The organism is Williamsia sp. Y844 (assembly GCF_056786475.1).
Window position 1 is genome coordinate 435,251 of the sequence record NZ_JBXCJB010000002.1, and the last position, 26,647, is coordinate 461,897.

The following is a 26,647-nucleotide window of genomic DNA, read 5'->3' on the forward strand; positions in this document are numbered from 1 at the left end:
AGGTGGGGGAGCCGCTGTAGATCGGCGCCTGCGTCCGATCGCCTCATTTGAGGTGGCTACACCGCAATGCTGTCGGCTGGTTCTTCATTGCCGAGGTTGAGGCCACCGAAGTAGTGCGCAAGAAAGAAAGCCATCGCAACTCCGCCTGCGACTACGGCGGTCTCATCCCGGGCAGTTCTGGGACGCCGGCGCAGCAACGCGCTGCCGACAGCGAAGTTGATCGCGCCCCATCCGACATTCTCGATGGGGGAGGACAGCCCGACTCCCGGCGGTTTCGCGAACGGGGTGGGAAACCTCTGGCCGGTTATTCCTTTGACCGTGTGCGGGACAGTGTTGACGAGCAGGGCGCCCGCGATGAATCCCGAGATCGTCCCGGTCGTAGTGCGAGCAAACATCACGTGTTGTCTCCCTTGATGAGCTGGTGAGTCCGAGGCTACTGGAGGAACCGGACATCTGTTTTCTCCACGCGCAGAACGGATATCGGCCCGTCGTCGCACTGGATCAGTGGCATGACACGTGCGCGCGGCAGTCCTTGTTCGAGACCGCTGGTCGACCAGCGGTTGGACAACGCTCGTATCGGCTCAGAGCGAGCTGGACACGTTTCGATGTTTGGTTTGCGGTTCGCCTGCAACCGGCGACCAGATCGGCGATCGTGGAGTGACTGGACATGTTGGACGATCTCAGCTGCAAAGGGGACAGGCAATGGCTACGGTGAACGCGCCAATAGTAGTGGCAGTCGATGGCTCTGAGCACGGGCAAAACGCGCTGACGTGGGCTGTTGCCGCCGCTGAACGTGAAGGTCGGACGTTGCGGGTCGTCACGGCGGTCGGAACCATCGTGGCGGGCTACGCGCCGGGCGTGGTGATGACCCAAGACATCATCGACACCCTCCACGACGACGCCCAGCGCATCGTGGACATCGCTGTCGGTACGGTCAAAGCAGCCAATCCCGACGTCGCAGTCGGGGGACAGGTGTTCGACGGTAAACCCGCGCTCGTATTACGCGAGATCTCCAGCTCAGCGCACATGGTGGTGGTCGGCAGTCGGGGGATGGGCGGAGTCACCGGCCTGCTGCTCGGGTCTGTCAGCACCGACGTCTCCGCCCACGCCGACTGCCCCGTCGTCGTGGTCCCCCGTCGACCTCCCACAGCCGGCCCGGTGGTGGCAGGCGTCGACGGCTCTCCCAACTCGCAAGCAGCATTGACCCACGCCTTCATCCAAGCCGACGAACTGAACACCTCGCTGATCGTGGTGCATGCCGATCCAGGATTCTCCAGTGGCGGGAACGACGGACACCCCGAGGTCAGTCAGCAGGTCCACGATGAAGCCGCCGAGCGCCTCGGCGTACTGATGGCCGGCCACCGCGAGGACCATCCCGACGTTGCGGTCGAAACGCGCATCGCGGCCCAGGCCCCCGCGCCGTACCTCGTCGACACAGCCCGTGACGCTCAACTCATCGTGGTGGGAAGCCGCGGCCGCGGCGGGTTTCGCGGACTGCTCCTCGGCTCGGTCAGTCAGGCCATTCTCCACACCGCTTTCTGCCCGGTCATGGTTGTGCACGCCCCCACCAGGTGACCCGGTGGACTCCGACGATGCGGAAGGCTTCGAACCGGTTCGGAGACAAGTGTTCCCAATTGTCATCACTTTCCATTGATCGAGCTGAGATACGGCCGCCCGATCGAGGAGTGGACAGGCCCGCGGCGGAGGTGCCTGACGGCCGGCATGTCACTGCCGTATATGGTTGCCGAGGCCGTCCATGCGGCCACGATCAGCGAGGGAACCCGGTGTGAATCCGGGACTGACGCGCAACGGTAACGACCTCGAATGGGGTCGGAGTCCGGTTACTCACCGATCGGTCTAGAAGTTCCTCGGCTCCGCGACTGGGCCCTGATGTAGGAGTACCGCTTCATGCGCACATCTTGGCGGCACATTGGTGCCACCGCCCTTATGATCACCTCGGCCCTGCTCCTCTCGGCATGTTCGTCGACGATGGATGAACCGGTGTCGGAGACGATTTCAGACGGGTCCGCCTTTCCGCTGACCATCGAGAACTGCGGTCATACCGTCACCATCGACGCACCGCCGCAGCGCGCGGTGTCGCTGAACCAGGGGTCCACCGAGATCCTGCTCTCGCTCGGGCTCGCAGATCGGATGGTCGGCACCGCCACCTGGACCGATCCTGTTCGTGAGAACCTTGCCGACGACAACTCCCGCGTGCCGCGCCTGGCGGACAACAATCCGTCCTTCGAGGTGGTCCTCGACACCGAACCCGACTTCGTCTCAGCATCTTTCGGTGGCACACTCGGACAAGGTGGCGTCGCCGACCGCGACCAGTTCGACAAGCTCGGTGTGCCCAACTACCTCTCGCCCACAGACTGCGACGGCAAGACCGACGCGAGCGTGAATGCCGACGGTGCCCGCACCGACCCCCTGCGCGTCGACACCGTCTACAAGGAGATCCGGGACCTCGCAGCCATTTTCGACGTCCGTGACCGCGGTGAGGCGTTTATCGCCGAACTGCAGCAACGGTTCGAGGCGGCAACGGGATCGGTGGACGCCGCGGGTGTGTCGTTGGCGTACTGGTTCGCCGACACCAAGACTCCCTATATGGCCGGATGCTGCGGTTCGTCGGGCATCATCACCAATTCTGTTGGCGCCGAGAACATATTCGCCGACACCACCAACGAATGGCCTCAGGTCAGCTGGGAGAGCATCCTCGACCGGGACCCCACCGCCCTCGTGCTCGCCGACCTCAGCCGGCGCAGCATCGACGGCGACGCCCTCGACAGCAAGATCGCATTCCTCGAATCGAACCCGGTTACCCAGCGGCTCACCGCCGTTCGCGACAAGCGGTACATTGTGCTCAACGGTGCCGATCTGAACCCGTCGATCCGCACCATCGACGGTGCGGAGAAGACCGCGGCCGCGCTCGAGCAGTGGGGACTGTCGCGCTGACCGCGGTCAGCACCCACCGCGAAGTCCGACCGGCACGGACCGATTCCCGACCGGTGCTCGGGATCCTCCTGTTGGTCGGTCTCGTGGTGCTGGCCGTGTCCATCGCCATCGTCATCACCATCGGACCCGCCAACCTGTCCGTAGGCGACGTATACGCGGTGGTGCTCGATCACCTCGGTCTCGGCAATTCGGGGGTGAGCAGGATCAAGGACGGCATCGTGTGGGAGCTTCGCCTCCCGCGCACACTGCTCGCGGCCGTCTGCGGTGCCGGCCTGGCGCTGTGCGGGACGATCATGCAGTCTTTGCTGCGCAATCCGCTCGCCGACCCGTTTGTCCTCGGCATCTCGTCCGGGGCGTCCACGGGCGCAGTGGTGATCGTTGTTCTCGGACTGGGCGCCGGAGCGGTGTCGCTGTCGGTGGGCGCGTTCCTCGGGGCGGTTCTCTCCTTCGCCCTTGTGATGCTGCTGGCCCTCGGCGCCGGCGGCGGAATGTCCCGGGTGGTGCTGGCCGGAGTGGCCTGTACACAACTGTTTTCGGCCTTGACGTCATTCATCGTGATCTCCTCGGCCGACGCCGAGCAAACCCGCGGTGTGCTGTTCTGGCTCCTCGGTTCGCTGTCCGGTGCCGACTGGACCAATGTCATGCTGTGTGGCACGGTCACCCTGATCGGCCTCCTGGTATGCCTGACGCAGTCGGCAGCGCTGGATGCCTTCACCTTCGGTAACACAGCTGCTGCGTCCCTCGGCATCTCGGTGCGCTGGGTCCGGGTGCTGCTGCTCGGCATCACGGCACTTGTCACCGCAACCCTGGTGAGTGCCGCCGGGGCGATCGGTTTCGTCGGTCTCGTATTACCGCACGCCGCCCGGTTCCTCGTCGGCCCCCGGCACAGTCGGCTGCTGCCCACCGCTGCGGTGGTCGGCGCGATCTTCATGGTGTGGGTTGATACGCTGGCCCGCACTGTTTTTGCGCCCCAGGAAGTTCCGGTCGGTGTCGTAACGGCCCTGATCGGTGTTCCGGCGTTCGCGCTCATCCTCGTCCGGATGAGGTCGAGCCAATGACCCTGTCTGCCAAAAACATTGAATGGAGCCGAGGCGGGCAGTTGGTGCTCGATGGAGTGTCCATCGACCCCGTGAAGGGTGAGACCATCGGTTTGCTCGGCCCGAACGGCTCCGGAAAGTCGTCACTGCTGCGGGTGCTCAGCGGCGTCGCGCATCCGGATGTGGGCCGCGTTCTCCTCGACGACATCGAGATCAGGAACCTGCGGCGACGTCAGATCGCCCGCCGGGTGGCAACGGTGGATCAGCACTCCGATACCGAGGTCGACATCACTGTCCTCGACATCGTGCGGCTCGGCCGCATTCCGCACCGTGGAGTGTTCGGTGGTGATGAGTCCGCAGATGATGTGGCCGTCGAGTTGGCGCTCAAGCGCACCGCGATGACGTCGAAGGCGAATCGACTGTGGCACAGCCTTTCCGGCGGTGAACGTCAGCGCGCTCAGATTGCGCGGGCTCTCGCCCAGGAGCCGGACGAATTGTTGCTGGACGAGCCGACCAACCACCTCGACATCCGGCATCAGCTCGACATCCTGGCCTTGGTGGCCGAACTCCCGCTCACCAGCTACATCGCGTTGCACGATCTCAATCTGGCGGCGATGTTCTGCGATCGGGTGATGGTCCTCGATCACGGGCGGGTTGTGGCCGTCGGCACCCCCGCCGAGGTGATCACCGCCGAGCTGGTGGAAAAGGTGTATCAGGTCCGGGCGTCCGTCTCCATCGACCCTGTCATCGGATACCCCGAGGTCACGTATCGGCCGCAATCGGCGAGCATCCCCGCGCCGGGTTGATCGAACCCAACTGAGTCCGGATTCGCAATTGAGCGTGGGTGCAATGCACCCACGCTCAATTGCAGGATTCGCCATATTCTCGAACCACCTCAACCGGATGTCGGCAGGTGGGAGGGAACGAGAAAGATATGGATTCACGGATGGGAGTGGCATGAGCAGCACATCGACGTCAGACCTCGACGTCGTCGGAATGTGGGTTACGGCAGACGGATACATACGTCAGGAATTGTTACCGAACGGGCGCTACGACGAGGCGCGAGGCAACACTCCCAGCGCTTACACGGGTACGTTTACCGTGATCGGCGCACATCTGGACTATCGCGACGACACCGGATTCACCGCGACCGGGGATGTTCGCGATGGTGTGTTGTACCACGAGCACCTGGTGCTCTATCGCGAGGAACAGACTTCATGAGTCTGTCCTCTCACCCGCATGTCGCTGCGATCGCCCCGACCTGTCTCTCCGACCGCTCGAGGTCGGTTGTCGCGCGATGAGCCCGGCGCCCGGCGACGTGCGGAGGTTGTTCAGTTATTGTCAATGGAATAATCATTCACTCGGACAGGGGTTTTCAATACTGCCCGGCGACGGATCGTCCGACCGTCGAGGTGTCTGCGGTTTCAATGGTTTTGCCGTGCTCAACGAAGGAACATAGTCGGAGATGACAGGTATCGAGAATGGGCGGGTGATCGGCGCGCCGTCCGCTGAGTTGAGCCCATTCGTGGAGTTGATGGACGCATTTCGCGAACTGCAGCAAACGCTTTGTGTGGTCGCGCCGTCGGCAGAGGTGGCACTGGCAGCGGCCGCCGCGCTTGAAGATGTGACTGCGTGGTTGAAGGACTTCGAGGTTCGTCCAGAAGACGATCGGCCCGCCCGGGAGCTCGCAATGCGGGGGATCGGGCATCCGGTGTTTGTCCTGTACCGCGCACACGATACGTCGGACACGACGCTCCTCGGATCCGTCACGTTCAGCTACGCGCACATGGGTGGGGGAGGTGCCGTGCATGGCGGTGTGGTCACGATGCTCTTCGATGACCTCCTCGGCATGTTCGTCGGCCGCAAAGGACTATTCGGTTCGCGTACTGCGTATTTGAAGGTTGACTATCGCAGTGCCACACCGGTCCACCAGGAACTGCGCGTGGACGCGGCGATAGACAGAATCGAAGGCCGGAAGACGTTCGTCACCGGAACCCTCTCCCACGGCGGCGTGGTGTGTGCGGTGGCTGACGCGCTGTTCGTGCAGCCGCAACCCGATTGACCGAAAGTCGCTGTGCGGTCAGTTTTTGTTGTCCGCGCGGTCAGCCTTGCGCTTGTCTTTTTCGGCGTCGGCGAGTTTCTCGATGTGATCGGCCTGGTCGCGTTTGGTTGCCGCGGCGTCCCGCTTGGCTGCTGCTTCCTTTGCTTTTGCTGCAGCGTCAGCGGTCGCTTTCAGTTCAGCCGCATTGATCTTGGCCTGCTCATCCCGCTTGGCGGCTTCGGCCTCTTGTTTGCGCTTGGCAGCGAGTTCGTCGGCCTGTCGCTCGGCCTCAGCGGTCCGTTGCCGAGCTTTCTCAGCGGCGGTTCGTTTGTCTTCTTCCGCCTGCCGTGCCGCCTCATTGATCTCTGCCTGCGTGGTTTCGCGTGCCACCTTCCGGTCTTCGACGGCGTTGTCGGCCTTGGCCTTCAATGTAGCGGCGGCCTGCTGACGCTTGCGCTCGGCTTCGGCCTCCAATTGCGCTGCGCGACCGAGGGCTTCGCTCCGTTTGGTGAGCGCGGATCCGCGTTTTTCGATCAATGGATCCCCCAGAAGATTCCCGACGGTCGAGTCGAGAACACCCAACGAGCGTTCGAACAGAAGCCGGGCGGCCGCCTCCGAATCCAGTCGCGACACGACTCTATCCTCGATGAGCTGCAACGGGATTCGGGCGATCCGGTACTGCGTACGTAGCACAACCAACGGTATTTCGGTGATGTTCATCTGCACTCTCCTCAACTTGTGTGTGGTCGCTCTACGGAAGATCGGCTTGATCGGTGAGGCCGTCTGCCTGACGTCGCAACCGTTCGGCCTCCGCCCGGGCGCGGTCGGCCTCCGCCACCGATTCCTTGTGTTCGTCGACTGCATCGACAACATCATTTGCGGTCTCGGCGACCTCGACCCGCTCCTGCGCTCGCGCTTGCTGTTGTTTGGCCTTGGCTTCGAGCTCGGCCTGTGTCTGTTCGACCGTGAGCTTGTGCTGCTCCTGCTGCGCGGCCGCACCCTTCTGGGCCTGCTTCACCGTCTCGGCAACCCGCTCGGTCGTCGCGGTCTCGGCTTGCACCTCGGCCCGTTCCTGCGCGCTTTCAGCCCGGGCCTCGGCGGCTTCGTGCTGAGCCTTCTCGGCTTCCGCTTTGGCCAGGGCCTCCTCGGCGTTTGCTTCTTTGCGCTTCTGGGCCTGAGTTTGCTCGAGCTGCCCCTCCGCTGTCAGCGAATCGTTGCCGGTCACAGCGCCGGCCACTTCCTTTGCCTTGCCTTTGACCGAGTCGAAAAGGCCCTTGCGGGCTTGCTCAGCTCTGCTGTCGTCAGTCATGCTCACTCCCTCCATGGCATCGATAGGATGCTCACACGTTGAACCCCGGGTTCAGGTGTCCATTGATTGGTGGGGTTCCCCAAGCTGCTCGGTTCGAACCGGAAAGTCATCCAGCGTGTGACCACGGGCACATTCGGCGGCGGTGTTGGGGGTGTCCCCGCATCCAATATCCGCTCGACTTGTTCGCGTTCGCTGTGGTTGCAACTGGAGCGAACGCAGGTAGTTGGAGCAGATTTCCAATCGCAGATGGCCGGTTTCTTATATCACGCCGCATTGGTCCTGTCGCAGGAATCTGGGCAGATCGTCGTGAAGTGTGGTGCCTATTCTGTTGCCGTGACCACATCAGGGGAGCCCACGACCTCCGGTCGAATTCGAAGCACTGCGTTTGCTCCGAAAGTGATGTCCGCGGCTGACGCCGTGAAGTTCATTCATCCGGGTGAGACTGTCGCCATCAGTGGTTTTGGCAGTGCCGGCACACCCAAGGTCACCATCCCCGCCCTGGCGGCGCGCATCGAGCACACTCGCGGGCAAGGATCGACATTCACGATCAACCTCCTGACCGGCGCCTCCGTGTCCTCCGAGGCCGAGAAGGTTCTCTGCGAAATCGACGGAATCGCTCTGCGGATGCCGTACCAGGCGGAGGTGACGGCTCGTGGACGAATCAACGATGGCCGCATGGACTACGTCGACATCCACCTCTCGCACGTCGCGCAGCAGGTGTGGGAGGGCTACTACGGCAATGTGGATGTGGCCATCGTCGAGATCGCAGGCATCACCGAGTCGGGTGAACTGATCCCCGCCGCCTCGATCGGCAACAACAAGACCTGGCTCGACGTCGCAGACAAGATCATCCTCGAGGTCAACTCCTGGGTGCCCGAGGCGATGGAAGGCATGCACGACGTCTATTACGGCACCGCGCTGCCGCCGAATCGCAAGCCCCTCGAGATCACCCATGTCGAGGACCGCATCGGCCAGACAACATTCCGGGTTGATCCGTCCAAGGTCGTTGCGGTCGTCGAGACCAACTGCCGCGACAGTGCCAGCCCCGTGACCGCGCCCGACGCCGTCAGTGAGGCCATCGCCGACCACGTCCTGGATTTTCTCGACTACGAGGTGCGCGCAGGTCGCTTGCCTGCCGACACACTCCTCCCGCTGCAGGCCGGTATCGGAAACGTTGCCAACGCAGTGCTCGGTGGCTTGGACCGGGGGCCGTACAAAGGTCTGAACTGTTACTCCGAGGTCCTTCAGGACGGCATGCTGCGTCTGATCAAGGACGGAACCGTCGCCCATGCGTCGTCGACGGCCCTGGTCCTGAGTGAAGCCGGCATGGAAGAGCTGACCTCGAACGTCGACTTCTATCGGACTCGCATCACCTTGCGTTCGCAAGAGATCAGCAACCATCCCGAGGTGATCCGTCGTCTCGGCATCATTGCGATGAACGGCATGCTCGAAGCCGACATCTACGGCAACGTGAACTCGACGCACATCATGGGCACGAAGATCATGAACGGCATCGGCGGGTCGGGCGACTTCACCCGCAACGGCTACGTATCCATGTTCCTGAGCCCGTCGACGGCTCGCGGTGGTGCCATCTCCGCAATCGTCCCGATGGTCCCGCACATCGACCACACCGAACATGACACCCAGGTGATTGTCACCGAGCAGGGTTTGGCAGATCTGCGCGGCCTGTCGCCGCGACGTCGGGCACGACTGATCATCGACAACTGCGCGCACCCCGAGTTCCGCCCGTTGCTGCACGACTATCTGTCGCGCGCCGAGGCTATGCCCGGTGCGGGACAGACGCCCCACCTACTGGGTGAGGCCTTCGCGTTCCATCAGCGCTACCTCGACACCGGTTCGATGCGGCTGTCCCAGGTCTGAACTGCTCATACGGCTGATCCAAGAACAGATCGCGGTCGAAAGACGGGGGTCGCGCTCACGCGTCAACCGTGCGAGCGAGTGAGTTTTCGTGAGCTTCCGCCCAGTTGGTTGGGCCGTCGATGAACGCTCCGCGGTAGGCGGCGGCGGGGTGTCGATCGCTCAAACGGTCGGCTCCGAAGAGCTTCTTACGCAGAGTTCCCTCGGCGTAATCACTCTGGGCAAGGCCGCGCTCGCGTAACACCGGCAACACCTTGTCTGCGAACTCCTCGAAAGTCCCTGGTATCACCCAGTTTATGACGTTGATGCCGTCGACACCGGCCGCCTGCCAGAGTTCCAGTGCGTCTGCGATCTGCTCCGGCGTGCCCACCACGACGGTGTCCTTCAGTCGCTGGAGCGACATGTCCCCCACGGTGGGCTCTCGGTCGACGATGTGCTGACGCGCGTAATCCAGGAACCCTTGCATGGTATTGGTCTGGATTTCGCTCAGGGGCGTGTCGGCGGGGTAGACACGCCCGTCCGGGTCGACGATGGCCATGTGTGCGGCGTAGCCGTCGGAGCTCGCGAACTGCTGGTAGTACTCGAACTTCTCGTTCGCTTCGTGCTCGGTGTCGCCGACGACAAAACTGAGACCTTGGTGGAAGGTGATGTCATCGGGGTTCCTACCGAATGACACCGCCAATGCCCGGGTCTCTTCGATCTGTTGGCGCGCGACCTCGGGCGTCGGAGCCACCAGGAAAACTGCTTCGGCATTTCGTGCCGCGAAGGCGCGGCCGGGGCCCGATGATCCGGCCTGGAAGAGGACGGGGGTGCGCTGCGGCGAGGGGGAGGGGAGGAATGGTCCTTCGACCCGGTAGCGCTCACCGGAATGAAAGATCTTGTGCACCTTGGACGGATCCGCATGCAGACTCCCGGCCTTGTCGCCGAGCAGCGCATCGTCATCCCACGATCCCTCCCAGAGCTTGTAGACGACGTCGACATATTCGTCGGCCCAGCGGTAACGCTCGCCGTGGTCTTCCAGGGACTCGTATCCGAAGTTGCGATAGCCGTTGTCCTGGGTGCCGGTCACGATGTTCCAGGCAATCCGCCCCTTGCTGACGTGGTCCAGCGTGGCGAGCTGGCGGGCAAAGTTGGTCGGATGCTGTTGGAACACATTGGACGTCACTGCGAGTCCGAGGTTCTTGGTGTGCGTCGCCAGTGCCGCGACCAGCACGGTTGGATCGTTGCTGGGAATCTGCAGGCCCTCGCGCAGGTACACCGAATAGTCGGCCTCGGAATCGCCGTACAGGCCTGAGACATCAGCGAAAAAGATCGAGTCGAACTTGGCTGCTTCCAGGGTCTTGGCGAGATCGATCCAGGTTTCGACGTCGTTGAAATTGCTTTGCTGCGCATCCGGCCTGCGCCACTGTCCGTGGTGGATGTGGCTGGTCGTGTTCATGACAAACGCATTGAAGAAGAGGCGGTTGGTCATTGGGTGCTCCTGCTGTCGGTAATGGGAAGGTGATGAGCGCGGTGGCTTTCCGGCAGGAACGGTCCCCGCTCGAAAAGTTTCTCCCGCAGGGTCCCGGGGGCGTATTCACGCTGAACCAGTCCGCGGTCTTGCAGTACGGGGACAACGAATTCGATGAAATCGTCGAAGGTGTTCGGGCGGACCAACTCAAGGAGTCCGATGCCGTCGATACCCACGTCGTACCACCGCCCGATCTCGTCGGCAACCTGTATCGGGTCACCGACGATCCGCTTGAGGAGATTGTTGCCGAGCAAAAGGTCCCTGAAGGTGAGCTGTCCGCGTTGCTCTTCTGGCACTGACTCTTTGAGGCCTTTGAGGAATCCTTGCATGCCGTCGGTGGAGAGGTCCGCGAGCGGCTTGTCCAAGTCGACCGAGGCGAAGTCGACATGCAGGTGCCCGCTGATTTGCGCCAGCATCGCCTCGTCGTCGATCGACTCCTGGTAGCGCGCGTCTTTGCGCCGAGCCTCGTCCTCGGTTCTGCCGACAACGATCGAGAGTCCGGCAAAGAACTTCAGGTCCTCTGGCGCCCGGCCCGCGGCCTTGGCCCGGGCACGAAGGTCCGCGACCAGTTCTGCGGCAGCTTCGGGCGACGATGCGGTGACAAAGGTCAATTCGGCATTCGCGGCAGCGAAGTCCCGGCCGACCGGTGACCCGCCCGCTTGGAGCAAGACCGGTGTGCGTTGAGGGGAAGGCGGCACGTGGTGGGGACCCTGAACTGAGAACTGCTTACCCTCATGACCGATCTCGTGGATCTTGTCGGTGTCGACGAATACACCGCTCTCGACATCCCTGACGAGCGCACCGTCGTCCCAACTACGCTCCCAGAGCTTCAACGTGACGTCGAGGAACTCCTCGGCCCAGACGTAACGATCGTCATGCGCAGGCAGCCCGTCGAGGCCGGCATTGCGTGCACCGTTCTCGATCACCGAGGTGACGACGTTCCACGCGATTCGCCCATCACTGAGATGGTCGAGCGTGGACAGCTGTCGGGCGAACGCGTACGGCTTCTGGTAGAACACCGAGCTGGTGACAACGAAGCCGAGATTGGTTGTATGCGAGGCCAATGCGGTTGTCAGGATGAGCGGATCGCCGGTCGGGAACTGCGTACCGTGCCTGACCGATGCCTCCCAACTGCCGCCATAAACGTCGTAGGCGCCGATGATGTCCGCAAAGAAGAGGAAATCGAAGTGTCCGCGTTCCAGGGACTGGGCGAAGTCGATCCAGTGGTCCAGACGCTCGAATTCTCGCTGTTTTTCGGCCTCCGGTAGACGCCACAGGCCGTGTAGCGCATGTGATCCGTTGTTCATGACAACTGCGCCCAGGATGAGCCTGCGTTCACTCATCGGTTGCACCTGGTGCGCCGGCGGTGACGGCGACCGCATGATCCTGGACTGCCTCCCACGACTTGGTCATCGACGAACTCGGGGACGTGCCGTTCAGCACGTGGTCACCAACGATGGTCTGGCGGTAGATGGCCGGATTGTGGGATGCCAGTGTCCGGGCATTGCGCCAGTGTCGATCGAGCCGGAATCGCTCGGTCACCGCCGAAGCCCCACCGACCTCGAATACCTCACTGGTCAAGCCGAGCACCAACTCGATGACAGCGGTCTGGGCCGAGAATGCCGCCAGGTCGGCTGCATCGAAGAGCTCGGGTGTTGCCTGCTGTGCCGCAACGGCTTCGGCAATGACGCCGACTGCGTCTGAGACGGCCAGTGTGGTCGCAGTCGCTGCGAAAGAGGCGCCGGCCGCCTTGCCGACGACCTGCTGGATTTGTGGATCCTGTTGGGGGTCAGGGTAAGCCGGATTCATCAGATTGCGCCCACGCTGGTTGACGAATCGTGCGATGTCGTCGACTGCCGCTTTGCTGATTCCGGCAAGGGTTGCCAGGTGGATGAGCTGAAAGAACGCCAGCAGGTACGTTCCTGTGAAGTGGCCGGTGGGATAGGGCTCGACATCCTGGTCCGGGATGAGCACGTCCTCGAATATCGTGGTCCCACTGCCGGTCAGACGTTGCCCGAACCCGTCCCAGTCATCGATCCTCTCCACGCCGGATGCACTGGTGGACACCAATACATTTGCGCTTTGGACAGAATCGACCTTGGCCGAGGTGTGAATCCAGTCGGCGAACAGGCTCCCGGTGGAGTAGAACTTCTTACCGGTCAACCGCCAACCGTCGTCCACCTTGGTAACCGTGGTCGCACTTTCCAAGAACGATCTGTTTCCGGTCTCCGACTGCGCGTTTCCGACCAGTGCGCCCCCGGCGATTATCCGCAACCATCGCTCTCGGACCACGGCGTCGGGATGACTCAACCGGGACTCCACAAATCCGAAGTGCCCACGGAGCAGCTGAGGCAGGTTGGAATCTGCTCGGCCGAGTTCGATGAGCTGACGGATGAATTGGGGGATCGTTGCCCCCAGACCCCCATATTCCACCGGTACCCGGATCTTGCCGAAGCCGGCGTCGCGTAGCCATTCGACCTCGTCGGCAGGCAGTCGGCGATCGGATTCTCGGCCGATGGCACCATCGGCGATTCGTGCGTAAACCGGAGCGAACTGCTCGACGAGGTCAGCATCAGTAGTCATCGAGCAATCCCTAGACGTGGGAGGGCGGTCAGAAGCCCTTGAGTGTAAGCGTGTTTCGGACGTTCGAAGACGTCATCGGCCGACCCTGATTCGACGACTTTGCCGTCTTTCATCACGAGTATCCGGTCACTCATGTGATGGATCACGCCGAGATCGTGGGAGATGAACAGGTAGCTCACACCCAACTCGTCCTGGAGGTCGGTGAGCAGATCGAGAACCTGCGCCTGGATCGAGACGTCGAGAGCGGAAACCGGTTCATCGCAGACGATCACGTTTGGTTCCGGAGCCAACGCCCGGGCGATCGCGACGCGCTGCCGCTGACCACCTGAGAGTCGCAAGGGCGAGGCCGACAGATGACGGTCGGACAATCCGACCTGCTCGAGGAGACGGACGCTACGCTCGAGTGCCTCAGTCCGGCCGGCGGGCGGCCGTTTTCCGGTCGAGAGGGCGTCGGCCAGGATTCGACCGACCGGCCATCGAGGGTCGAATGAACTGAGCGGATCCTGGTAGACAACGCCGATCTGGCTTCGCCGGTGTCGTCGCCGGTCTGACGTGAGTGCTGTCCATGGCTCGCCGTGCAGGAAGACGTCGCCTGCGGTGGACTCGACGAGCGCCAAGGCCATACGCGCGGTGGTTGTTTTTCCGGAGCCGGATTCGCCGACGATGCCAAGTGTTTCGCCACCGAAGAGTTCGAACGAGACGTCGTCGACAACGGTCCGGTCGACTTTGTCCGGACCGCGGTAGACCTTGGACAAGTGGCGGGCCTCGAGCACGATCCGATCGTTCTCGATGGGTTTGCGGACACGGGGCAGGATTGCCTCGTCCTTGGACGGACGGACCAGCCTTGTGCCTCGGGTGTGGGTGGAAGGAACAGCGTCGAGGAGCTGCCGGGTGTAGGCGTGTTTCGGTTCGCGGAGCACGTCATCGACCGTTCCCTGCTCGACGATCTCCCCGTCCTTCATGACGGCCACGTCGTCGGCGAGCCTTGCCACCACGGACAGATCGTGACTGATCAGAATGATCGCCTGGCCGCTCTGCTTGGTCTCGGCGAGGAGATCGAGGATTTGAGCCTGAATAGTCACATCCAACGCGGTGGTCGGCTCATCCGCGATGAGGAGTGGAGGGGCCAGCGCGATCGCAGAGGCGATCAGGGCTCGTTGTCGCAGTCCACCGGACAGCTCGTACGGTCGTTGGCGCGCCTTGACCTCCGGTTCGGGGACGCCCACCGAACGCAGCAGTTCGATGGCCTTTGCCCGACGCTCGGACTTGGATCCCCAGCCGTGCACCTTGAGTGGCTCGGCCACCTCGTCACCGACTCGGCGGAGCTGGTCGAGGGAAACCATGGCGTCCTGGAGGACGAAGCCGATTTCGCGACCCCGGATACCGCGCCAGGAGCGCTTGCTCTGCCGAAGGAGATCGCGGTCGCCGAGTGTGATCTCGTCGGCCTCGACCCGCGCATCGTCACCTGTGAGGCCTACCAGGGTGCGGGCCGTGACCGACTTGCCTGAGCCGGATTCGCCGACGATGGCCAGGCACCGGCCTGGACTTGTGCTGAATGAGATCCCTTTGACAACTTCGCTGTCGCCGAAGGAAACCCGGAGGTTTTTGACGGTGAGGACCGGGCCTTGACCTTGCGCCGCTGCATCTTTGGGTGAGACCGAATGCGCAGGCGAGATCACCTGATCAACGGGGAGAGTGGTTGCGGTCATCTGCCCGCTCCTTCCAATCGTTGTTGGATAGCCCTACCAAGGGTGGTGACTGAGATGACGAAGATCACGATGACCAGACCGGGGAGGATCGCGAGCCACCAACTCGTCGTTATGTAATTGCGGCCCGAGTCGAGAAGCGCTCCCCACTCAGGATTCGGTGGTGGAACACCAAGGCCGAGGAAGGCCAATGCCGAGGCCCACACAATCGACTGGCCGATTCCGAGAGTCACGACCGCGACGAGTGGTCGCATCGCGTTGGGAAACAGGTGACGCGTCAGCACGCCCCAGCGACTGTGCCCCAGGGCGTGAGCCGACTCGATATAGCCGGACTGCTGGACGGTGAGAACTTGCCCACGCACCATGCGGGCGTAGCCAGGCATGGAACTGATGCCGACGGCAACGATCGAAGTTGTCACCGACGGACCGAACACCGCGACCACCAATAGTGCGGCAAGCAGCGAGGGGAAGGCGAAGAAGACTTCGAGGATGCGGGTGATGATCGTATCCACGACACCACCGGCCAACCCTGCCACGAAGCCGAACAGGATGGCCAGACCCATGGCAAGGGCCGTGGCCCCGAGCCCGATGCCCAGTGAGAGCCGGGTGCCGTAGACCACGCGGGAAAAGAGGTCCCGCCCGGCTTCATCGGTGCCGAAGAGGTGGTGCCACGACGGTGCGGCGAGGGCATCGTTCAGGTCGATCTCGGTGGCGGTGAACGGAGCCAGGACACCGGGCGCGATCGCCGCGATCGCTACGAGCCCGATGAATATTGCTGACAGCGCGATGCTCGGACGAATTCCACGCAGCGCGAATCGCTTTGAGCTTACGGTCGCACCGGTGGGTGCCGTGAGGATGGTCATGAGTCACGCAACCTGGGGTCGATGATGGTGTAGACGAGGTCGACGAGCAGGTTCGCCACGATGTAGATCGCGGCAACCACGACGACGATGCCGGTCACGGTGGGGACGTCCCGGCTGCTGACCGCAGTGACGAGGACTTGGCCGATTCCCGGGCGGCTGAAGATGCTCTCGACGATGACTGCGCCAGAGATGAGTGCACCGAGCGCCCAGCCCGACAGGCTGATCGCCGGTAGCACCGCGTGGCGCAGCGCATGGGTGAGCCGTACCGCAGTCTCACCCATCCCGCGTGTCCGGGCTGTGGTGACGAAGGGCTGATCGAGGACCTTCTCGAACTCGTCCCGGATCACCTGGCCGAGGAACCCGCTCAGCGGGATGGCCAGGGTGAGAACGGGAAGGACGGTGCCGGCGGCCCCCGACCCGCCGATGACGGGAAAAATCGGGATCTTGACGGCGAAGAGCACCAGCAGGATCATGCCGACCCAATATTGGGGAAGGCTGGCCGTCAACGCCTCGAATGCCGATCCGAAACTGGCCGTTGCCTTGCCCCGCTTCACGGTCAGCAGGCTGACCGTGACCGCGATGACCCACGCGACGGCCAGCGCCAGAACAGTGAGCACCAGACTTGGGCCGATCTGGCCGCCGATGATCTCGGTCACCGGCTTGTACTGGGTGTACGACGTACCCAGATCGCCCTTGAAAAGGCCGCCGACATAGTGCAACCACTGCACGTACAGCGGGTCATCGAATCCGAACTCCTGCTTCACCGGCGCGAGCTGATCGGCGGAGTAGGCCTGCGGGTTACCTGTTCGAAGATTGAGGATCGTGGCCGCCCGGTCCCCGGGAACGAGTAACTGTGCAATCCAGGCAAGCGAGGCAGCAGCAATGAGAACCGCGATGGCCGAGAGAATCTTGACGGCGAGACGGCGCGCGGTCCGCGGGGTTGCCCGCGCGGGCCGACGCGACTTCTCAGTCGGACGCAATTCTTCGGGCAGCCGCGCCTTCTCAGGAGTGATGGTGGTCATGTCAATTCACTCACTTCGTGAAGTACGCATCGGCGAACACGGGCTCGCCCTGGGTCTTCTCGACCCAGAAATCGTGGAGTCCGTTGGAGACCGCGATCAATGTGTTCTGGGTGTACAGACCGACTCCGGCGGCCTCATCTTGGATGTTCTTCTGCGCCTGCTTGTATTCATCGAAGCCGGCTGCGGTGTCCGCGTTGGTATTTGCCTGATTGATCAGGGCGGTCAATTCGGCGTTGTTGTAGAACGATTTGTTGTTGCCGTTGGGGTTGTTTTCTTCGTTCTGGCGCCAGACGATCCAGAGGATCGCCGGACTCGGACTCGTCCAGTAGCCCGGGCTCGCGTCATAGGCATCCGGTCCGCTGAATTCGCCGCCGAAGAGTTCGGCCAGCGTGACCGGGGTCAGCTTCACGTCGAAGCCTGCGTTCTTCCACTGTTCCTGCAGTGCCTGGAGTACGGTCGCGCCCTCTTGGGTGATGATGGAACCGGCCCCGTAGACGACGTTCACCTCGAGCGGCTTACCGTCCTTGGTGTAGATGCCGTTGGTGCCCTTTGTCCATCCCGCCTGGGCGAGCAGTGCGGCGGCCTTGTCAGGGTTGTACGGGTAGGGGTCGCCTTCGAGATAGCCTGGTGTCGACTGCGATACCGCCGGGTTGGGCTCATAGGGAAGCACGCCGTGGAAGCCCGCCTCGACCGCTGACTTGCGGTCCGCTGCATAGGCGAAGGCTTGGCGGACGAGCTTGTCGGTAAAGGGGCCCTGTTCGGTGTTGATGGCGAACGAGTTGGGTTTGCCGGGAGTGATGTAGCGAATCGTGTTCTTGAACTTCGATTGTGCATCCTTCCAATTCACCGTCGGGATTTCGTATGCCACGTCCGTTTGCCCGGTCGTCAGAGACGCGTATCGCGATGTGCCGTCGGGCACGAACTTCCAGTTGACCTGGTCGACGTAAGCGGGCCCCTCATGCTTCGCGGTGGCAGGCCACGAAGTGTAGGCGGGGTTGCGCTTGAAGATCACCTCTTGCCCCTTCTTCCACGAATCGACAGTGAAAGCTCCCGAGCCGATTGGTTTTTCGCAATTCTCTTGCGTGCTCTGGGTCTTGAGTGCGGTCGGCGACTGGATGCCGAAGTAGCCCTGGCCGATGAGCCGGAGGAATTCGGGGTAGGGCTGGTTGAGATGAATTGCCAAGTGCGTCGGGTCAATTGCTTCGGCCGATTCGTAGTACGGATCGATCGAAACCTTGGCCGTCGGGTTGAGGCCGCCGTTCTCGAACTGTTCGAAGTTGTAGGCCACCGCGGCCGCATCGAGCGGCGTGTTGTCGGTGAACTTCACATTGTCTTTGAGGGTGAAGGTGTAGGTGAGGCCATCGGGGGAGACCTCCCAGGAGGTCGCGAGCCACGGTTTGATCGCGTCGTCCTCGTCCACGGTCACGAGCGCGTCAAGTACCTGCCGCGAGATGTAGGCCTGTTGGATCCAACCGCCGAAGATGCACGGTGGCTCCTGGACGTGCGCGTAGGTGATCGTTCCGCCCTGGACCGGGGTGCCTGAACCGTCCGATCCGCTGGAGTCGCCGCCGCCGGCACAGGCAGCGAGTGCGAGGCTCGCAACCAGGGCGCCGGCAGTGGCGATCGCGAATCGTGATCGGGAGAGTACTTTCATGACCGTGCTTTCTTGGAGCTGTCTTGTGGTGCGGAAGGAACTTTCAAGAGGTGAGTTGCGGTTCGGATGTCTGCGGTTCGGGGTCGGAAATCCCTACTCGGTTTGGCAGGTGATTGCCACCGCGGTAGCGGGTTGCGAAGTGGTTCTCAGGTAGGCGATCTCCGCGACCAAAGATCCTGTCGCGCAACGACTCACGCTCGTCGTAGGTGGTGCGCAGACGGCCGCGTGCCCGCAGGACCGGAACGACGAGGTCGATGAAGTCCTTTGCCGTGTCATAGGTGTGGTACTGGAGTAGGTTGATGCCGTCCAGGTCGAGGTCGTCGAGCCAACTCTCGATGGCGTCTGCGGCCTGGTCCGGCGTCCCCACAACGAACAGGGGATGGCGGGAGATGTCGCCGAAGCCGGCGAGGAACTCACCAACGGTGGTCTCCGCGTCCACCGCGCCATGGCGCTTGGACCGTCCCTGATCGAGGCCTGCCAGCTTTTCCTCCGCGGGAAAAGTGGTTGGATCCCAGGGCAATCCGGCGTGCGCGAGGTATCCGTCACGATCAGATAGCTCTTGGTACAACTCGGCCTTGGCGCGCGCCTCTTGTTCGGTCGTGGCAACGATGACACCGGCAGTGGCGATGACTTTCAGGTCGCCACGTTCGCGACCGGCGGCGACGGCTGCGTCCTTGAGTTTGCTCACCAGGGTCTTGATCTGATCGGCGGTACCACCGCCGGTGAACACGACCTCAGAGTGCTTGCCGGCAAAGGCCATCCCGGCATCGGATTGGGTCGCGCTGAACAGCACCGGCGTGCGCTGGCGGCTCGGGCTGGGCAGATGCGGCCCCTCAACCGAGTAGTACTTTCCGACATGGTCGATCGGGCGGATCTTCCCGGCGTCTGCGAAGACGTTGTTGTCCCGATCGGCGATGATCGCATCGTCATCCCAGCTGCCTTCCCACAGCTTGTAGAGCACATCAAGGTACTCGTGCGCCTGTTCGTAGCGGGTGTCGTGTTCGACCTCACCTGCGAGTCCGTGATTGCGTGCGGCATTGGGAAGGTAGGAGGTCACGATGTTCCAGCCGACCCTGCCCTTTGTCAGGTGATCAAGAGTGGAAACACGACGAGCCCAGGCGAACGGCGGCTCGTATGTCGTAGAGAAAGTGATGCCGAAACCCAGGTGCTTGGTCACCGCAGCCATCGCCGGGACGACAACGGACGGGTCATTGTTGGGAATCTGAAGTCCCTGCTTGATAGCGGTTTCGGCGGATCCACGAAACGTGTCGTAGGTTCCGACGACATCGGCGAGGAAGACTGCGTCGAATCCGCCACTCTCGAGGAGTTCGGCCAGCTCGATCCAGTATTCGATGTCGTTGAACCGGAGCCGATTGTTGTCGGGAAGCCGCCAGAGACCATGAGTTATATGGCTGACGCAGTTCATCTCGAACAGGTTGAGGATGAGCCGCTTCTTGTTGGGTACGCCCATTACGCGCTCAACCTGCGGTGCTGCCACGCGGACGAACGACGCCACACACCTCGGTTGGTGTGGGGTGTCGCGTTCATCGTGAACGTGGCGACCCAGGGCGGTCGCGTCAGCAAAGTCGTGGGCATGGGGGGAAGGTCCTTCTCTGGTCACGAGCAGGTGTGCAAGGGACACCGTAGGCCGAGATCCATGTTGTCTCATACTCTTTCGACCTAGATGATTTAAAGGCGGAAACGGGGATGCCTGCATCGGGTGACGCGAGTGGGGTGGCTCCGGTCACCTTGCATGCAAGCTTGCATGCAAGGTGGCATACTTGTGTCATGTCTGTTGTCACCGGTCCGTTGGCGGCCGAACGCGCGTACACCTACACGAAGTCCCAGATCATCACCGGGGGATTGGCCGGCGGCCAGCTCGTGAGTGAGGCCGCGATCGGTGCCGAGCTCGGGATCAGCCGGACGCCGGTGCATGAAGCCTTTCTGCGGCTGGGCTCGGAGCGGTTGTTGGAACTGGCGTCCCGACGGGGTGCGATCGTGCGGCCGATGACTCCGTCGGAGGTGACCGACGTACTCGCCATGCGGGTGGGCATCGAATCTGCCTCGGCAGCACAGGTATTCGCCGCAGGTGGTCCGCCGTCGCGGATTGCGGACCTGTTGTCGCGAAATCTCGACGATCAAGCGCGCTGTGTTGATGGCGGCGACGTGTCGGGCTTCGTCGAACTCGACGACGAGTTCCACGCATTGATGGTCGAGGCTTCAGGAAATGCGGTGGCACAGCACTTTTACGAAATACTGCGGGATCGGCAGCAACGATTGCGCAACCTGCTATTGCGGGTGGAGATCGGGAACCTCGCTTCGGCCTACGGCGACCACCGCCGATTGTTCGAATGTTTCACCGATGGCGATCGGGCAGGGTTCGCCGCCGCACTCGATGCCCACATGAAGCGTTATCAGGGTGCCCTGTGAGTCTTTACCTCGATCGGAAAGTGGCCGCGGCATCTGAGGGACGTCAACGCCGGGAATGGACACTCGTGTTCGGGGCGCTGTTCGTCTGCGCGTGGTCGGGTAACCAATTCAGCCCGATGCTGTTGTTGTACAAGAACGTCGAGCACTACTCGTCGGCAACGGTGACGTTCTTCCTGGGAATCTACGTCCTGGGATTGGTGCCGGCTCTGCTGATCGCGGGAGCGTTGTCTGACAAATTCGGTCGACGGCCGTTGATGTTCGCCGGCGTGTGGTTCGGGCTGATTGCCAGTCTTCTCCTCGGCGCCGGTGAATTCGGTGCATCCGCAATATATGTCGGTCGTTTGCTGGCCGGAATGTCGGTGGGGACGGCGATGGCTGTCGGAACCAGCTGGCTCAAGGAGCTGTCGCAAGCCCCGTATGACCCAGCGGCGGACCGGGGTTCGGGGGCGCGGCGTGCGTCACTTGCCTTCACCCTGGGTTCTGGTCTGGGTGCGTTGATCGCAGGAAGTCTCGCGCAATGGGGGCCGTTGCCCGAGGTCCTTCCGTACCTGATCCATATCGCGGTGATCGCTCCGTTCGTGTGGTTGATCAGGAAGGCGCCGGAGACGATCGAACGCACCGACGGGCATGGCGACCTTCGGACCAGGTTCGGGGTGCCCTCGGCCCGGCACCGGCGCTTCATCCGGGTGGTGGCGATCTGCGGGCCGTGGCTGTTCATCGCCTGTGGTCTGTCGTACGGCTATCTCCCTGTTCTTCTCGAAGGTGCTACCGGGGGAATGGGTTTGGCATACGCAACCGCGATGAGCGTGGTCGCGCTGGGATCGGGTGCACTCATCCAGCCGATCGCGAAGCGGATCGATTCGGCATCCAGCGCGCGTGGCATCGTTGTTTCTCTGACCACGATGATTGTCGGTCTGGTGGTGATGATCGTTGCGGTCGAGATGAATTCCCCTGTTGTGGGGATTCTCGTGAGCGTGATATTCGGCGTCGGCTTCGGGATCGGGCTGGTCTCGGGTCTGCTGGAAGTGCAGCGGATCGCGCCACCGGAAGATCTGGCGAAGTTGACGGGTGTCTTTTATGCATTGTCGTACACCGGTTTTCTGATGCCAACGATCCTTGCCGCACTGACACCTCCCTTCACGACCGTTGTGTTGCTGATGGTTCTGACGGTTCTCGCCGTGGCGTCGACGCTGATCGTGATGGTCGGATATCGAAAGCATCTGCCTCCGGCAACCACAGTGACCTGGGGGCCGTCCGGTACCGACCAGCGCGGCGATAATCGGTTGTCAGTCGAGTGACGTGATCGCCTGGGCCATCGAAGCCGCGGCGAAACGAGTGAACTCGGTCGGATCGAGATCGGGAGCCCAACTGTTGACGATGGTGTCTGCCACGCCCCGCAGGCCGGAGAGTACAAACGGCAGCAGTGCCGGATCGTCTTTCAGGTGTAGGCCCTCGATTGATGCCGCCTCCCGGAGTGCGCTGTAGAGCGCGTCGTTGTACTGCTGCGCCGTCTTGCGGACCTCACGGATCGACTCGCGTTCGGTGTGATCGTCACCTTCGATGTCTCGCCACGTCCCGGCGAAGCGGCCCACCCTGGCCCACTGTCGCGCGGCTTCGGGAATGATGCTCGCGAGCAGCGCCGCGACTCCCTGGTCGCGGGGGAGGGCGGCCACGAATATCCGCGATTCGACCTGGCTCTCGCTCAGCAGCGCGACGAAGATGTCTGGCTTGTCCACGAAATACTGGTAGATCAGGCCGGTGCTGGTCCCTGACCGTTTTGCCACAGACCGAATGGTCAGTGCCGTGTATCCGCCCTCGTCCAACAGGGCTGCGGCCGCATCCAGAGTCCGGCGTCGCCTGGCTTCGGCGTCGCCGTAGATCGACTTTTTCTCCGTTTCACCCACCGGCCAACCGTAGTCGCTTCCAAGCACTTTTCAATTGAGTGCCGTTGAGGCAGACCCTGATGCGCGCGTCCGCAGGCGTTCCGAAGCAAAGAATGAACAATGTTCGAACTAGGATTGAACAGTGTTCATTCTCGTGTTACGGTTCGATCTATGACCCACGCCACAACGAGTGAGCCAAACCCACCGTCGGCGATAGCCGATGGCGAAGACCAGCTTGCAGCGGTCGAGTTCGCCACTGCGGCAGGCCAACTACTCGTCGAGATTCGACAGGATCTCGATATCGCGACTCGCGATCCAAGTCAGATCCGGGACGAAGGGGACCGGCGTAGCCACGAGTTCCTTGTCGATGCGATCACCCGGAGATTCCCTGGCGACTCGGTCCTGTCCGAGGAAGGGGTCGACGACAAGCGTCGCCTGACCGCCGAGCGGGTGTGGATCGTCGACCCCCTCGACGGCACCCGCGAGTTCGGAGAATCAGGGCGCACAGACTGGGCCGTTCACGTCGCGCTCGTCGAGCACGGTCGGTTGACTGTCGGCGCTGTGGCGATGCCGGCCCTGGGAACGACGTATTCGACACGCGATGTGGCGGTCGCGACACAGGCAATTCCCCGCCGCCCACGGGTTGTCGTCAGTCGCACACGCAGGCCTGAGCCGGTCATGACGATGGCCGCGGGCCTTGACGCCGAGCTCATCGAGATGGGGTCGGCCGGAGCGAAGGCGATGGCGGTGGTGCGCGGTGACGCAGATGTCTATGCCCATGCCGGCGGGCAGTACGAGTGGGATTCTGCGGCCCCCGTTGCCGTCGCGCACGCTGCCGGACTTCACGTTTCACGTATCGACGGGTCCGAACTCGTCTACAACCAGGAAAATCCTTGGCTGCCCGATCTGCTGATCTGCCGGGCCGAACTCGCCGGCATTGCATTGGAGCTACTGAAATGACCCAAACATTAACCCGTACACTGACTCACCTCGAACGGCTCGAGGCCGAGAGTATCCACATCATGCGCGAAGCCGTTGCCGAGAGCGAAAACCCGGTGATGCTGTATTCGGTCGGCAAGGACAGCGCGGTTATGCTACATCTCGCACGCAAGGCATTTTACCCGTCGCGGCTACCGTTCCCGTTGCTTCACGTGGACACCACCTGGAAGTTCCGGGAAATGTACAAGCTGCGCGACGAGTCCGCTGCCACAGGTGATTTCGATCTGATCGTCCACAAGAATCCGGAGTGCGTCGAGAAGGGGATCAACCCGTTCACGCACGGCTCTGCGACCCACACCGACATGTGGAAGACCGAAGGGCTCAAGCAGGCGCTCGATCTTCACAAGTTCGACGCCGCTTTCGGTGGAGCCCGGCGCGACGAGGAGAAGTCCCGCGCCAAGGAAAGAGTCTTTTCGATCCGATCGGCCGAGCACCGGTGGGATCCCAAGCAGCAGCGGCCCGAGCTGTGGCACATGTACAACGTCCGCAAATCCCCTGGCGAGAGCCTGCGCGTGTTCCCGCTGTCGAACTGGACCGAACTCGATGTCTGGGAGTACATCCGGCAGGAGAACATTCCCATCGTGCCGCTCTACTTCGCCGACAAGCGTCCCGTCGTCGAACGCGACGGCACGCTGATCATGGTCGATGACGACCGGATGCCGTTGCGACCCGGTGAAGTTCCCGAACTCAAGAGCGTGCGTTTCCGGACCCTCGGTTGCTACCCGCTCACCGGTGCGGTCGAGTCGACTGCCACGTCGCTGACAGACATCATCCAGGAGATGCTCCTGACCACCACCTCCGAGCGCCAGGGCCGCGTGATCGATCACGACAGCAGCGCCTCAATGGAGAAGAAGAAGCAGGAAGGTTACTTCTGATGACCCACCCATCTGCACTGATCGCCGACGACATCGAGCAGTATCTCGAGCGTCACGCCAACAAGTCGATGCTTCGGTTCATCACCTGCGGCAGTGTCGACGACGGCAAGAGCACGCTGATTGGCCGGTTGCTCTACGAGTCCAAACTGGTTTTCGAAGACCAGCTTTCGGCATTGGAGGCCGATTCCAAAAAGGTCGGCACCCAGGGTGAGGGACTCGACTTCGCGCTCCTGGTCGACGGCTTGGCCGCCGAACGCGAGCAAGGCATCACGATTGACGTCGCCTACCGGTATTTCAACACCGAGCGCCGCAAGTTCGTCGTCGCCGATACCCCCGGCCACGAGCAGTACACCCGGAACATGGTCACCGGTGCCTCGACCGCAGATCTTGCTGTGATTCTCATCGATGCCCGCAAAGGCGTGCTCACCCAGACACGTCGGCACTCTTATCTGGTGTCGTTGCTCGGCATCCGCCACGTGGTGCTCGCTGTCAACAAGCTTGATCTCGTGGACTATTCGCAGGACGTCTTCGACAAGATCACCAAAGACTACCGGGCGTTTGCCGCGGAGATAGGTCTCGAGGACGTCGTCGCGATCCCGCTGTCGGCCTACCACGGCGACAATCTCACCGAACGCAGCGCAAACACACCGTGGTATCAGGGGCCCACACTGATCGAACACCTCGAGACCGTGGAGATCTCCAACAAGCTCCACCAGAGCCCATTTCGTATGCCCGTCCAGTGGGTCAATCGACCCGACTTGGACTTTCGGGGATTCTCGGGGCTGATCGTCGGGGGCACGGTACGCCCCGGCGATCGCCTCAGAGTTCTTCCGAGCGGGAAGGAATCGGCTGTGGCACGCATCGTCACGATGGGAGCCGACCTCGACGAAGCAATCGCGGGGGAGTCCGTGACGATCACACTCGACGATGAGATCGACATCAGCCGCGGCGATGTGCTGGCGGCGGTGGACGCGCTGCCGGGTCTGGCAGACCAGTTCGAGGCGCACGTGGTGTGGATGGGCGAAGACGCGATGTTGCCCGAACGTCCGTACCTGTGCCAGATCGGGACGATGACGGTGCAGGCGCGCATCACCAAGCCGAAATACAAGGTGAACGTCAACACGCTCGAACAGACGGCGACAAACACTTTGGCGCTCAACGAGATCGGCGTGTGCAACATCAGCTTCGACCGGCCGGTTCCGTTCGATGTCTATACCGCGAACCGGGACACAGGCGGTTTCATCCTGATCGACCGGCTGACCAACACCACCGTTGGCGCCGGAATGATCGCGCACTCGCTGCGCCGATCGGACAACATTCACTGGCAAGCCGTGGATGTCGACGAACAGGCACGATCAAAGCTCAAAAACCATGAGCCCCAAGTGGTGTGGTTTACCGGGCTCTCCGGCTCGGGTAAGTCGACCATCGCCAACGAACTCGAAAGGCAGCTGTACGGTCTGGGCTGCCACACCTACCTGCTCGATGGCGACAACGTACGGCACGGCCTGGGTCGTGACCTCGGGTTCACCGAAGCCGACAGGGTGGAGAACATCCGGCGGGTGACCGAGGTTGCCAGGCTGATGGTGGACGCCGGCCTGATCGTATTGGCGTCGTTCATCTCACCGTTCGGAGCCGAGCGACAAGCTGCCCGCGAGGTCATCGGGTCCGAGAAGTTCTGCGAAGTCTTTATCGACACTCCGATGGAACTCGCCGAGAGTCGAGACCCGAAGGGGCTCTACAAGAAGGCACGTCGAGGCGAGCTGAAAAACTTCACCGGAATCGACTCGCCGTACGAGGCACCCGAGAACCCAGATCTTCACATCGATACCACCACAACGTCTTCGAAAGAAGCGGTCAGGCTGATCATCGAACATCTGCGCAGCCGCGGCGCGATCGCCTGAA

The 26,647-nt window shown here is 62.3% G+C and carries 24 protein-coding genes and 1 riboswitch; of the genes, 12 read left to right on the forward strand and 12 right to left on the reverse strand.

Annotated elements, in window-relative coordinates:
• Window positions 1–56 precede the first annotated feature (56 nt).
• A complete protein-coding gene (locus AC1TQG_RS14330) occupies window positions 57–395 on the reverse strand; it encodes a hypothetical protein (RefSeq protein WP_482137919.1) in 339 nt (112 codons plus the stop codon).
• 307 nt (window positions 396–702) lie between these two features.
• Here AC1TQG_RS14330 and AC1TQG_RS14335 point away from each other — a divergent pair, with 307 nt between their 5' ends.
• The 6 genes from AC1TQG_RS14335 (at window position 703) to AC1TQG_RS14360 (ending at window position 6,054) form a co-directional block, all read left to right on the forward strand.
• Complete coding sequence (locus tag AC1TQG_RS14335) at window positions 703–1,575, forward strand: universal stress protein (protein ID WP_482137920.1); 873 nt, start codon at window positions 703–705, stop codon at window positions 1,573–1,575.
• A 146-nt stretch (window positions 1,576–1,721) separates the two neighbouring features.
• Window positions 1,722–1,867, forward strand: a riboswitch (cobalamin riboswitch).
• Between the two features lie 122 nt (window positions 1,868–1,989).
• Window positions 1,990–2,955: an ABC transporter substrate-binding protein gene (locus tag AC1TQG_RS14340; RefSeq protein ID WP_482138747.1), complete on the forward strand. Its 966-nt coding sequence runs from the start codon at window positions 1,990–1,992 to the stop codon at window positions 2,953–2,955.
• Window positions 2,956–3,008: 53 nt separating this feature from the next.
• The gene (locus AC1TQG_RS14345; protein ID WP_482138749.1) at window positions 3,009–4,013 is read left to right on the forward strand and encodes a FecCD family ABC transporter permease; all 1,005 of its coding nucleotides are present in this window, start codon (window positions 3,009–3,011) and stop codon (window positions 4,011–4,013) included.
• The gene (locus AC1TQG_RS14350; protein WP_482137922.1) at window positions 4,010–4,798 is read left to right on the forward strand and encodes an ABC transporter ATP-binding protein; all 789 of its coding nucleotides are present in this window, start codon (window positions 4,010–4,012) and stop codon (window positions 4,796–4,798) included. The genes AC1TQG_RS14345 and AC1TQG_RS14350 overlap by 4 nt, the downstream gene beginning before the upstream one ends.
• 151 nt (window positions 4,799–4,949) lie before the next feature.
• Window positions 4,950–5,213, forward strand: coding sequence for an Atu4866 domain-containing protein (locus AC1TQG_RS14355; RefSeq protein WP_482137924.1), 264 nt, complete (start codon window positions 4,950–4,952; stop codon window positions 5,211–5,213).
• Window positions 5,214–5,457: 244 nt separating this feature from the next.
• Window positions 5,458–6,054 carry a hotdog domain-containing protein gene (locus tag AC1TQG_RS14360; protein ID WP_482137926.1) on the forward strand — a complete coding sequence of 199 codons (597 nt, stop codon included), beginning with the start codon at window positions 5,458–5,460 and terminating at the stop codon, window positions 6,052–6,054.
• 18 nt (window positions 6,055–6,072) lie between these two features.
• Here AC1TQG_RS14360 and AC1TQG_RS14365 read toward each other — a convergent pair whose 3' ends face one another.
• Window positions 6,073–6,753 (reverse strand): IF2 family translation initiation factor, encoded by a 681-nt coding sequence (locus AC1TQG_RS14365; protein ID WP_482137927.1) that lies wholly within the window; start codon window positions 6,751–6,753, stop codon window positions 6,073–6,075.
• Between the two features lie 31 nt (window positions 6,754–6,784).
• Window positions 6,785–7,342 carry a CsbD family protein gene (locus AC1TQG_RS14370; RefSeq protein ID WP_482137929.1) on the reverse strand — a complete coding sequence of 186 codons (558 nt, stop codon included), beginning with the start codon at window positions 7,340–7,342 and terminating at the stop codon, window positions 6,785–6,787.
• Window positions 7,343–7,675: 333 nt separating this feature from the next.
• On the opposite strand from AC1TQG_RS14370, the gene AC1TQG_RS14375 reads away from it, so the two are divergent.
• Window positions 7,676–9,223: an acetyl-CoA hydrolase/transferase family protein gene (locus AC1TQG_RS14375; RefSeq protein ID WP_482137931.1), complete on the forward strand. Its 1,548-nt coding sequence runs from the start codon at window positions 7,676–7,678 to the stop codon at window positions 9,221–9,223.
• 55 nt (window positions 9,224–9,278) lie between these two features.
• Here AC1TQG_RS14375 and AC1TQG_RS14380 read toward each other — a convergent pair whose 3' ends face one another.
• Genes AC1TQG_RS14380 through AC1TQG_RS14415 form a run of 8 tightly spaced genes read right to left on the reverse strand, consistent with a single transcriptional unit; the run spans window position 9,279 to window position 20,029 of the window.
• Window positions 9,279–10,691 (reverse strand): NtaA/DmoA family FMN-dependent monooxygenase, encoded by a 1,413-nt coding sequence (locus tag AC1TQG_RS14380; protein WP_482137933.1) that lies wholly within the window; start codon window positions 10,689–10,691, stop codon window positions 9,279–9,281.
• A complete protein-coding gene (locus AC1TQG_RS14385) occupies window positions 10,688–12,073 on the reverse strand; it encodes an LLM class flavin-dependent oxidoreductase (RefSeq protein ID WP_482137935.1) in 1,386 nt (461 codons plus the stop codon). The genes AC1TQG_RS14380 and AC1TQG_RS14385 overlap by 4 nt, the downstream gene beginning before the upstream one ends.
• Window positions 12,066–13,313 carry an acyl-CoA dehydrogenase family protein gene (locus AC1TQG_RS14390; RefSeq protein ID WP_482137937.1) on the reverse strand — a complete coding sequence of 416 codons (1,248 nt, stop codon included), beginning with the start codon at window positions 13,311–13,313 and terminating at the stop codon, window positions 12,066–12,068. The genes AC1TQG_RS14385 and AC1TQG_RS14390 overlap by 8 nt, the downstream gene beginning before the upstream one ends.
• Window positions 13,310–15,022, reverse strand: coding sequence for a dipeptide ABC transporter ATP-binding protein (locus AC1TQG_RS14395; RefSeq protein WP_482137938.1), 1,713 nt, complete (start codon window positions 15,020–15,022; stop codon window positions 13,310–13,312). Before AC1TQG_RS14395 ends, AC1TQG_RS14390 begins: the two co-directional genes overlap by 4 nt.
• Entirely contained in the window at window positions 15,019–15,882 is an 864-nt protein-coding gene (locus AC1TQG_RS14400) for an ABC transporter permease (protein WP_482137940.1), read from the reverse strand. Before AC1TQG_RS14400 ends, AC1TQG_RS14395 begins: the two co-directional genes overlap by 4 nt.
• Window positions 15,879–16,904: an ABC transporter permease gene (locus AC1TQG_RS14405; protein ID WP_482137942.1), complete on the reverse strand. Its 1,026-nt coding sequence runs from the start codon at window positions 16,902–16,904 to the stop codon at window positions 15,879–15,881. The genes AC1TQG_RS14400 and AC1TQG_RS14405 overlap by 4 nt, the downstream gene beginning before the upstream one ends.
• A gap of 10 nt (window positions 16,905–16,914) precedes the next feature.
• The gene (locus AC1TQG_RS14410; protein WP_482137943.1) at window positions 16,915–18,558 is read right to left on the reverse strand and encodes an ABC transporter substrate-binding protein; all 1,644 of its coding nucleotides are present in this window, start codon (window positions 18,556–18,558) and stop codon (window positions 16,915–16,917) included.
• Between the two features lie 43 nt (window positions 18,559–18,601).
• The gene (locus AC1TQG_RS14415; protein WP_482137945.1) at window positions 18,602–20,029 is read right to left on the reverse strand and encodes an NtaA/DmoA family FMN-dependent monooxygenase; all 1,428 of its coding nucleotides are present in this window, start codon (window positions 20,027–20,029) and stop codon (window positions 18,602–18,604) included.
• Window positions 20,030–20,346: 317 nt separating this feature from the next.
• On the opposite strand from AC1TQG_RS14415, the gene AC1TQG_RS14420 reads away from it, so the two are divergent.
• Both AC1TQG_RS14420 and AC1TQG_RS14425 read left to right on the forward strand, forming a co-directional pair.
• Complete coding sequence (locus tag AC1TQG_RS14420) at window positions 20,347–20,988, forward strand: GntR family transcriptional regulator (protein WP_482137947.1); 642 nt, start codon at window positions 20,347–20,349, stop codon at window positions 20,986–20,988.
• Window positions 20,985–22,286: an MFS transporter gene (locus AC1TQG_RS14425; RefSeq protein ID WP_482137949.1), complete on the forward strand. Its 1,302-nt coding sequence runs from the start codon at window positions 20,985–20,987 to the stop codon at window positions 22,284–22,286. Before AC1TQG_RS14420 ends, AC1TQG_RS14425 begins: the two co-directional genes overlap by 4 nt.
• Here AC1TQG_RS14425 and AC1TQG_RS14430 read toward each other — a convergent pair.
• The gene (locus tag AC1TQG_RS14430) at window positions 22,275–22,892 is read right to left on the reverse strand and encodes a TetR/AcrR family transcriptional regulator (RefSeq protein ID WP_482137950.1); all 618 of its coding nucleotides are present in this window, start codon (window positions 22,890–22,892) and stop codon (window positions 22,275–22,277) included. The genes AC1TQG_RS14425 and AC1TQG_RS14430 overlap by 12 nt on opposite strands.
• A gap of 150 nt (window positions 22,893–23,042) precedes the next feature.
• Between AC1TQG_RS14430 and AC1TQG_RS14435 the strand changes: the two genes are divergently transcribed.
• The 3 genes from AC1TQG_RS14435 to cysN are packed head-to-tail and all read left to right on the forward strand — an operon-like array spanning window position 23,043 to window position 26,646.
• Window positions 23,043–23,831, forward strand: a complete 789-nt coding sequence (locus AC1TQG_RS14435) for a 3'(2'),5'-bisphosphate nucleotidase CysQ (protein ID WP_482137952.1) — start codon at window positions 23,043–23,045, stop codon at window positions 23,829–23,831.
• Window positions 23,828–24,745, forward strand: a complete 918-nt coding sequence (gene cysD, locus AC1TQG_RS14440; RefSeq protein WP_482137954.1) for a sulfate adenylyltransferase subunit CysD — start codon at window positions 23,828–23,830, stop codon at window positions 24,743–24,745. Before AC1TQG_RS14435 ends, cysD begins: the two co-directional genes overlap by 4 nt.
• Complete coding sequence (cysN, locus tag AC1TQG_RS14445) at window positions 24,745–26,646, forward strand: sulfate adenylyltransferase subunit CysN (RefSeq protein WP_482137956.1); 1,902 nt, start codon at window positions 24,745–24,747, stop codon at window positions 26,644–26,646. Before cysD ends, cysN begins: the two co-directional genes overlap by 1 nt.
• The last annotated feature ends 1 nt before the right edge of the window (window position 26,647 follow it).